Source organism: Gardnerella sp. 30-4 (assembly GCF_001641215.1).
Classification (GTDB): Bacteria; Actinomycetota; Actinomycetes; order Actinomycetales; family Bifidobacteriaceae; genus Bifidobacterium; species Bifidobacterium leopoldii.
In genome coordinates this window covers 1-9,433 of sequence record NZ_LXJL01000061.1, presented here as the reverse complement: position 1 = coordinate 9,433, position 9,433 = coordinate 1, and the positions used below count along the sequence as shown (strand labels likewise).

6 protein-coding genes are annotated in these 9,433 nt (G+C 41.4%); 1 reads left to right on the top strand and 5 read right to left on the bottom strand.

What is annotated here, in order from left to right:
- Positions 1–141 precede the first annotated feature (141 nt).
- The 5 genes from A5294_RS04515 to A5294_RS04495 all read right to left on the bottom strand — a co-directional run bounded on the left by A5294_RS04515 (position 142) and on the right by A5294_RS04495 (position 6,998).
- Positions 142–1,008, bottom strand: coding sequence for an exodeoxyribonuclease III (locus tag A5294_RS04515; protein WP_064340576.1), 867 nt, complete (start codon positions 1,006–1,008; stop codon positions 142–144).
- A gap of 179 nt (positions 1,009–1,187) precedes the next feature.
- Positions 1,188–3,212: an ABC transporter ATP-binding protein gene (locus A5294_RS04510; RefSeq protein WP_004105069.1), complete on the bottom strand. Its 2,025-nt coding sequence runs from the start codon at positions 3,210–3,212 to the stop codon at positions 1,188–1,190.
- A 24-nt stretch (positions 3,213–3,236) separates the two neighbouring features.
- The gene (locus tag A5294_RS04505; protein ID WP_004105075.1) at positions 3,237–4,229 is read right to left on the bottom strand and encodes an ABC transporter permease; all 993 of its coding nucleotides are present in this window, start codon (positions 4,227–4,229) and stop codon (positions 3,237–3,239) included.
- A 12-nt stretch (positions 4,230–4,241) separates the two neighbouring features.
- Positions 4,242–5,168, bottom strand: coding sequence for an ABC transporter permease (locus A5294_RS04500; RefSeq protein WP_004105077.1), 927 nt, complete (start codon positions 5,166–5,168; stop codon positions 4,242–4,244).
- Positions 5,169–5,369: 201 nt separating this feature from the next.
- Positions 5,370–6,998: an ABC transporter substrate-binding protein gene (locus tag A5294_RS04495; protein ID WP_064340575.1), complete on the bottom strand. Its 1,629-nt coding sequence runs from the start codon at positions 6,996–6,998 to the stop codon at positions 5,370–5,372.
- Between the two features lie 329 nt (positions 6,999–7,327).
- On the opposite strand from A5294_RS04495, the gene gyrB reads away from it, so the two are divergent.
- On the top strand, positions 7,328–9,403 hold the full coding sequence (gene gyrB / locus A5294_RS04490) for a DNA topoisomerase (ATP-hydrolyzing) subunit B (RefSeq protein ID WP_004106076.1): 2,076 nt from the start codon (positions 7,328–7,330) through the stop codon (positions 9,401–9,403).
- Positions 9,404–9,433 lie beyond the last annotated feature (30 nt).

Below are 9,433 nucleotides of genomic sequence, written 5' to 3'. Positions count from 1 at the left end.
TATTTATTACTTATTATTGTAAATTGCCTAACTTCACCAGAATAGCACAAGCAAAGCACTGAAAAATTTGCGTATATAGTACATTCATATACACATGTGATTACTTAGTTATTTCACATTATGCAAATTAATACTTACGCATCACACGTCATACTTTATACTTAACGGCGCGTGATCAGACCATCGCGCATCATAGCTTTCAGCACGATCGATCACAAATCCGCGAGCGCTTTCCGCAATTTCAGGAGTTGCGAACTGGTAGTCTAATCTCCAACCAACGTTATTGTCGAAAGCTTTACCGCGCTGGCTCCACCAAGTGTATGGTCCTTGAATATCTCCTGCAAGCATACGCATAACGTCCACAAATTCATATTCGTTAATCCAGCGATCAATATACGCACGTTCCTCTGGCAAGAATCCTGCACTTTTTTCATTAGCTTTAGCGTTTTTAATATCAAGTGAAGTATGCGCAATATTAAAGTCACCGCACAAAATCGCTTGATTTCCGCCACTTGCTGCTGCATCTCGAAGCTCCCCTAAACGAGTAAGCATTGTGTCTAAAAAGCGGAATTTTTGTTTCATTTTTTGCGGATCGTCCACATTTCCAGCGTGAACATACACAGAAGCAATAGTGATTTCATACCCTTCAGGGGTACGCACGTCAGTTTCAACCCATCTACCAGAATCAACATCCTCGCTTAAGCCAGGCAAACCGTAGCGTTTGTTTACTACAGGAAGAGACGTAACTAGAGCTACTCCAGCTCGACCTTTTACACGACAAACTTCATTCGTATAAGTAAAATTATCGTTTTTTATAGAATTTACGATATTTTCAGACGTACGATATCCCATTTCAATTTTTGTCATAATTGGGTCGATTGCATCCTGCGGAGCGCGCACTTCTTGCATACACCACACGTCTGGAGTATGCGCGTCAGACCAGTTAAGCATACCTTTGCGCTCAGCTGCACGAATACCATTTAAATTCGAAGTCGTAATTGTAATCATGTAATCAACTCTAATATGCACACAACACAAACAGCTCCATCACTAAACAACGGACATAAATCACGCAACCAACACAGATTACAAGTTATGGATTACTCAACCAATAAACACGGAATTAATAGAAAAATAAAAAGGTGCAGATTCTATAAAACCTGCACCTTTTTATCAGCTTGTACTATTTAGTCTAAACCAAGCTCCAAATTTCCTCCTGGAATTGCATCGAGCAAATCGCGAGTGTATTCCATCTGTGGATGATCGAATACCTCATCTGTAGTTGCATGCTCAACAAGCTTTCCATGCTGCATAACAACAACTTCGTCTGCAATCTGACGAACGACAGCCAAATCGTGTGTGATGAACAAATAGCTCAAACCACGCTCTGCCTGCAAATCGTTAAGCAAGTGCAAAACCTGATCTTGCACAAGCACATCCAAAGCAGATACAGCTTCATCGCAAACTATAACATCTGGGTCCAAAGCCATAGCACGAGCAATTGCAATTCGTTGACGCTGTCCTCCAGAAAGTTCGTTCGGGAATCGAGTCATAACTGAAGCAGGCATACGAACCATGTCTAGAAGCTCTACCACACGGTTTTTACGACTCTTTTTATCACCAATCTTATGAATACGCAGAGGTTCTTCAATTGAACGATAAATTGAGTACATAGGATCCAAAGAACCATACGGATTCTGGAAAACTGGCTGCACATGGCGACGGAAGTCAAGCAAATCCGCACCCTTTAAATCGGAAATATTCTTACCTTCGTAAGTAACAGTTCCACTTGTTGGCTTAAGAAGTCGCAAAACCATATTCGCAACGGTAGATTTACCTGAACCAGATTCACCAACGATAGCTAACGTCGTACCACGCTTAATAGAGAATGAAACGTCGTCAACAGCCTTAAAAAGCTCTTTCTTGCGAGGAAGCTTAAACTCACGAGTTAAGTGATCCACAGTAATAATATGCTCACTTTTTTCGAGAGTTTGCTCACCTACTACGTGATGCTCAAGCAAGTTATCAGCATTACCACCGTGTTCTTTAACAGAAATAATGCGCTGAGAAGCTAAGCTTGGAGCGGCAGCAACAAGTCTCTTTGTATACGGATGCTGAGGATGCTGCAAAACTTCCAACGATGGGCCAGATTCAACAACACGACCCTTATACATAACAACAACATGCTGCGCGCGAGAGGCAGCCAAACCTAAATCGTGTGTAATGAAGAGAACAGAAGTTCCGAGCGAATCAGTTAGTGTATGCAAATGGTCAAGAATACGCTTTTGCACAGTAACATCCAAAGCGGAAGTTGGCTCATCTGCAATAAGCAAATCCGGTCGGCAAGCCAAACCAATAGCAATCAAAGCGCGCTGACGCATACCACCGGAAAACTCATGTGGGAACTGACGTGCACGAGTTGCAGCATCTGGCAAACCAGCTTCGTCAAGCAAACCAGCAATACGATCTTCAACGCTTGCACCTACAACATACTTTTTGGCGATTTCCCAAGCTTTGTCGTCATTCACACCATATTTGATTAAATCGTCTGCTACGCGCCAACGAGTTTCAGAGCCTGGAACCCACTCTTTCTTGTAGTAATCAATAGCTTCATTGAACTTTTCAGCATCGTTATGCTCATCAAGTCCAACTTCTTTCAAAGCTTTCTTAGCGACTTCAATCAAATCTGGTAATTCTTTAGAGCCAAGGAATGTTTCATCCTCATTGCTTTTGACTTGAACAGAATCGCCTGCAAGAGCCTCAGCTAATGAAGAGCGCTTCTCGTGATCAACGTCAACACCATTTGCGATTAATGCTTCTTTAACTTGTTCGCCAATACGCCACACGGGGTTCAAGTTGCTCATAGGATCCTGCGGAACTAGACCCATTGCAGTACCACGCAAAGCAGCAATCTCTTTTGGCTTCAAACTGCTAATTTCTTTACCCTTGAGCTTAATAGATCCACCTGTAACATGACCGGTTCCAGGAAGAAGACCAAGAACAGCCATTGCAGAAGTGGACTTTCCTGAACCAGATTCACCTACAATTGCAACCCACTGACCAGGATAAACACAGAAGCTAGCATCTCTAACAGCATGAACAGCTTTTTTTGAGTCTGTTGTGAAATCAACCTGGAGATTTTTTACTTCCAACAATGGCCCTTGCTCTAGCTGCATGGCGCGAATGTCTATATCTTTACGTGTTGTATTCATAAGTTTTATTCCTCCACGCTAAATTCACGCCTTACGGCTCTTCGGATCTAATGCATCCTTTACAGCATCACCCATCATAATAAAGGCGAGCACAGTAATTGCGAGTGCAATAGACGGATAGAACAAGACTTCTGGGTTCGTAGTAAGAACATTTCTAGCGGTAGAAATATCTCCACCCCAGCTGACAGTAGTACTTGGTAAACCAATTCCAAGGAAGCTTAATGTTGCTTCCAACACAATATAAGTTCCAAGCGAAGTTGTTCCAACAACAATGATTGGAGCCAAAGAGTTCGGGATAATGTGTTTGAAAAGATTACGTATTGGAGTAGATCCTAAAGCAGTAGATGCGGTATTGAATTCAAGATTTTTTGATTCCATAACAGCGCTTCGTGCAATACGAGCAACGCTAACCCATCCAAAAAGCACCATAACAAGCACAATTTTCCAAATTGATTTAGATGTACGGAACATTTGTAAAACTACGATTGCACCAAGAAGCATTGGTAAAGCCAAGAAGATATCAGTTATTCGGCTGAGAATAGTATCAACCCAGCCTCCGAAGAATCCTGCTAACGCACCAATTAAAGAACCAACAAGTACAACCAAAATAGTTGCAAGCAAACCAACACTTAGTGATGTACGAGTACCATAAACAACTCGAGCATAAATATCGCAACCTTGCATATCAAAACCAAATGGATGCGCGGCTGAAGCTGGCTCAAGAGAGTGTTCCAAAACGCAATAATTAGGATTGTGCTTTGTAAGAATGCTTGGGAAGAATGCAACAAAAATAATTGCAATAATCAAAACTGCAGAAACAATAAACAATGGATTCCTGCGCAAAGTTCTCCAGGTATCTGCCCACATACTCGTTGCAGCAGCGGATTCGTCTACGGAATCCACTTCTTGAATAGGCGTATCGTCTAATGGTGCAACGTAGCGTTCTTGCCCCGGTAATATATTGCAATTTGAAGCATTATTTGCAATCAAATCATTTTTCATCAAATTATCTTCCATAGTGTACTCCCCTCACGCGTAACGAATGCGCGGATCAAGAGCCGCGTACAACATATCAACAAGAAAATTGCTAAATACAAATATCAATGTCAAAAGCGTGACAATGGAAACAACAAGGTTTCCTTCTCCCTTTAGAATCCCTTGATATGTGAGGAATCCAACGCCATGAATGTTGAAGATTGTTTCCGAAATCATTGCACCGCCCATAAGAGCACCCAAATCCTGGCCTAAGAAGGTGACGACAGGTATAAGCGAGTTGCGCAAAACGTGGCGAACAATAACAGAGCCTTCTTTTAAGCCCTTTGCACGAGCTGTACGCACATAATCAAGCGAAATATTTGAAGAGATTTCAGATCTTGTAAGTCGAATGATATACGCCATAGACACAGAACCAAGAACCATTGCAGGAAGAAGCAAATCGAAGAATCCAGGATCGTTACTAGCTGTAACTGGTAATATACGCCATTTAACACCAAATAAGTATTGTCCTACGAAACCTGTCACAAATGTTGGAACAGAAATAAGAAGAAGTGATACAACCAGGATCACACTGTCATACCACTTGCCTTTCTTCAAACCTGAAATTATGCCAAATATGACACCAAATATTGCTTCGAAAGCGAATGCCATAATTGCTAGTTGAACAGTAACTGGGAATGCACGACCAATTTCATCGATAACTGGTTGACCTGCAAAAGTATGACCAAAATCGAGGGTAAGAGCATTCTTTAAGAATAGTAAATATTGAATAATAAATGGTTTATCTAAGTTATACTCGGCTCGTATTTGTGCAGCCACTGCAGGATTAACAGGTTTTTCTCCAAACATTGCTTTTACTGGATCTCCAGGCAAAGCAAATACTAAAGCATAAACTAATAATGTTGTGCCGAGAACAACAGGAATCATCTGCAAAATACGACGCAGAATGTACTTACCCATCGAATTCTCCTTGAATTGTTAAAACTTACTCAAAAAACAACAAAGTGCCGCTCCAGCTCAATAGTTTTATTTAACTAGTTTAGCTGGAGCAGCAATTTCGCAATAAGCGATATCAAATTATTGAGAGGAACCAACTAGTGTTACTTACTAACTTTCTAAAAAGTATGTAACACTATGCTGTTTTCTTAATTAGCTACCAGCTTATTTGTGAAGCTGATAGTACAGCGGCATATTCTGCCAATCCATTGTGAAGCCCTTCAAAGTTGGAACCATCACAGCCTTAGCGTTCGAGTAGAACAATGGGACAGATGGAAGATCCTCAAGAAGGATTTCGTTTGCTTGCTGATAGAGCTTAATAGCCTCTTCTGGCTTAGAAGATGCAGCTTTCTTAAGTAAATCGTCGAACTTTGGATTCTTATAATCACCTTCGTTAGAGCCATTGCCATCAGCTGCAACGGAAGCAAATTCCTGAGTCAAGTAATTTTCTGCACTTGGATAATCTGGCATCCAACCTGCACGCCATGCACCCCTAATCTGACGCTTAGCGCAAGCATTACGGAATTCCTGGAATGTAGGAATTGGGGTGGTTTCAGCCTTGATTCCGAGATTATTCTTGAGGGAATTCACAACAGCATCAAACACAGACTTTGCATTTCCATCGGCATTGTAGGAGAAAGTAAGAGATCCATCATACTTAGAAATCTTATCTGCTTTAGCCCAAAGTTCCTTAGCTTTCTTTGCATTAAATTCTACGTTCTCGTGACCCTTAAGATCAGCCTTATAGCCTGGAGTCAATGGAGAAGTAAATTCGTTTGCAGGAGAAGCAGTGCCATTGAGAATCTTGTCGATAATCACCTTACGATCTATAGCCATAGAAATAGCTTGACGACGAAGCTTACCTTCTTCAGTCTTTACATCGAAGTGTGGGAGGCTTGAAGGAATAGTGAACTGCTGGATTACAGAACCTGGACGGTTGTAAGCCTTAACAGTTGTATCCTTCTGGAAAGTCTTAGTTTGGGTATCTGGAATATTATCAGTCATATCGAGGTTTCCAGCCTGCACATCGCGGTATGCAGCGTTACCATCTGTATAAACCTTGAAAGTTACGCCATCATTCTGAGCTTTGCGCGGACCATTGTAATCAGGATTCTTTACAACTTCGATCTGCTTGTTGTGATCCCAAGACTTGAACAAGTATGGACCAGAAGAAACAGGCTTTTCGCCATAAGCCTTTGGATCCTTGTAGAAGGATTCCGGAAGTGGAGCAAATGCCAAGTAGCCAACCTTAATTGGGAATACAGAATCTGGCTGTTCCAGATCAACGGTAAAAGTATTTTCATCAACAACCTTCAAACCAGAAAGCTGTTCGTCACCCTTAGTACCATCCTTCTGCAAATCAGCATAACCCTTAATGGTTTGGAAGAAGGAAGCACACTTCTGAGCATTCTTAGCGTTAGCGACGAAGCTCCAAGCCTTCACAAAGCTTTCGGCTGTAATAGGAGTGCCATCGCTGAACTTCTTTCCTTTCTTAACCTTCACGGTGTACTGGGTAGCATCAGCATTTGGAGTGATGCTTTCAGCATCCTCATTTACAGGATTACCTTTTTCATCGAAAGTTACCAACGTGGAATTAACCAACATGGCAGGACGAGCGCCAGCATTTTCGTTAATGTTTCCAGGGACTAATTCGTTTTGTGGCTCAGAGTTTGAAACGGTAATAATAACCTTGCCACCGTTTGTTTGTGCATTCTTAGCGGAAGAGCCACAGCCACCAAGTAACATTGCCAGCGAGCAGGCAGCAGCAGCGAAAGCCAAAGCCCTATTCTTCATATATTTTCTCCTAACGTCTGGTAGGCAGGATTGTCATATCACAAAAAAGCCAAGCATCAGCTAAAACATAAAAATCCATCCGGTTTTTATTGCCAGATGGATTCTCGCAAGCCAATGACGAGGCCTCTTCGTTGATTAAAATTCAATGATACGTATTTTTACAAACAATGMAATAGTAAAARWGCCTCTTTCTGAAGAGAGGTCATAGTATGTGTGTAGAATGTCATGTATTATGGCTAAAACGCTAGAATCCCCTTTTATGTGCTTTCTAGCATGTGTTGGCTCTATAAATGCCTTTTGATATGAGGCAATTTGTGAAGGGACCTAAAGTGGCAAACACGGAAGATAATTCGATGGATAATGCCGTCGAAGAGCATAAACTTGATGATGCTCAACTCGATGATTCACTTGCTCCTGAACATTATGATGCGAGTGACCTTCGCGTTCTAGAAGGATTAGAGGCAGTTCGTATTAGACCAGGTATGTATATTGGTTCTACTGGTCCTCGTGGATTGCATCATTTGGTTTATGAGATTGTTGATAATTCTGTTGATGAAGCTTTGGCAGGATATGCTTCGCATATTGAAGTAACAATTTTGCCTGATAATGCTATTCGTGTTGTCGACGATGGTCGAGGTATCCCAGTAGATGAAGTGCCAGGCGAAGGTGTTTCTGGTGTTGAAACAGTTATGACTAAGCTTCACGCTGGCGGTAAGTTTGGTGGCGGCGGTTATGCTGTTTCTGGTGGTTTACACGGTGTAGGTATTTCTGTTGTTAATGCACTTTCTACTCGTGTAGAAATTGAGGTTCGTCGTCAAGGATTCCACTGGACTCAAACTTATGTTGATCAGCATCCAACTGCTCCTTTGGCAAAAGGTGAGCCAATGGCAGAAGGAGAATCTACTGGAACTTCTGTGACTTTCTGGCCAGACGGAACAATTTTTGAAACAACAGTTTATGATTTTGAAACCTTGCGTTCTCGCTTCCAACAGATGGCTTTCTTAAATAAGGGTTTGAAGATTTCTTTAACTGATTTACGTAAGCCAGATGAAGCTGGAGATGAAGTTGCAGGTGATTCTGAATCTTCTAGTGAAGAAAAGCATAGAAGTGTAAGCTACCAGTATGAGCATGGTATTAAAGACTATGTTGATTACTTAGTTAAATCTCGAAAAGCTGTTCCAGTAGAGCCAGATGTTATTGACTTTGAGGCTGAAGATCTTGAAATTGGTATTTCTGCGGAAATTGCTATGCAATGGACTGTTGCTTATTCTGAAGCAGTTCACACTTTTGCTAATACTATTTCAACTACTGAAGGCGGTACTCACGAAGAAGGATTCCGTGCAGCGCTTACTACTTTAGTTAATCGTTATGCTCGCGAAAAGAATATTTTAAAAGAGAAAGATACTAATCTTTCTGGTGATGACGTTCGCGAAGGCTTAACAGCAGTTGTTTCAGTAAAGCTTACAACTCCACAGTTTGAAGGTCAGACTAAAACAAAGCTTGGAAATTCTGAAGCTAAGACTTTTGTACAAAGAGTTATGACTGAAAAGCTTGGAGATTGGTTTGATGCTCATCCAAATGAAGCAAAAAATATTATTCAAAAAGCTATAGAAGCTTCTCGTGCTCGACTTGCTGCTAAAAAAGCTCGCGAAAATACTCGTCGCAAGTCTATTTTTGAAACTGCTGGAATGCCAGATAAGTTGAAGGATTGCCAGTCAAGTAATCCTGAGGAATGTGAATTATTCATAGTCGAGGGTGATTCTGCAGGTGGCTCAGCAATTCAAGGTCGCGATCCTATTACGCAAGCAATTTTGCCTTTGCGCGGTAAGATTTTGAATACTGAACGCGCTTCAATTGACAGAATGATGAAGTCTGAAACTATTGAATCCTTAATTACTGCTGTTGGTGGTGGTTATGGAGAAGACTTCGATTTAAGCAAGGTTCGATATCACAAAGTCATTATTATGGCTGATGCTGATGTCGACGGCGCTCATATTGCTACTTTGAATTTGACACTATTCTTCCGCTATATGCGTCCTATGATTACTGCAGGATACGTTTATGTTGCTATGCCACCTTTGTACCGTTTGAAGTGGAGCAAGGGAGCACATGACTTTGTTTATACGGATGCTGAGCGAGACAGAGTTTTGGCAGAAGGTAAAGCTGCTGGTCGTCAACTTCCTAAAGGTGAAGGTATTCAGCGATACAAGGGCTTGGGTGAGATGAGTTATCAGGAGTTGTGGGAAACAACAATGGATCCTGAACATCGTATTTTGAAGCAAATTCATATTGAAGATGCTGCTCGAGCTGATGAAACATTCTCTATGCTTATGGGCGATGAAGTAGAGCCTCGTAGACTCTTTATTCAAAGAAATGCTCATGATGCAAGGTTTATTGACGCTTAAAAGTATTAATTTATTCGAAAAGATAAAAAG

Excerpts from the sequence above, each read along its gene's own strand:
- A5294_RS04510 (WP_004105069.1), bottom strand. The coding sequence starts at position 3,212 with ATGAATACAACACGTAAAGATATAGACATTCGCGCCATGCAGCTAGAG.
- A5294_RS04505 (WP_004105075.1), bottom strand. The coding sequence starts at position 4,229 with ATGGAAGATAATTTGATGAAAAATGATTTGATTGCAAATAATGCTTCA.
- A5294_RS04495 (WP_064340575.1), bottom strand. The coding sequence starts at position 6,998 with ATGAAGAATAGGGCTTTGGCTTTCGCTGCTGCTGCCTGCTCGCTGGCA.
- A5294_RS04515 (WP_064340576.1), bottom strand. The coding sequence starts at position 1,008 with ATGATTACAATTACGACTTCGAATTTAAATGGTATTCGTGCAGCTGAG.
- A5294_RS04500 (WP_004105077.1), bottom strand. The coding sequence starts at position 5,168 with ATGGGTAAGTACATTCTGCGTCGTATTTTGCAGATGATTCCTGTTGTT.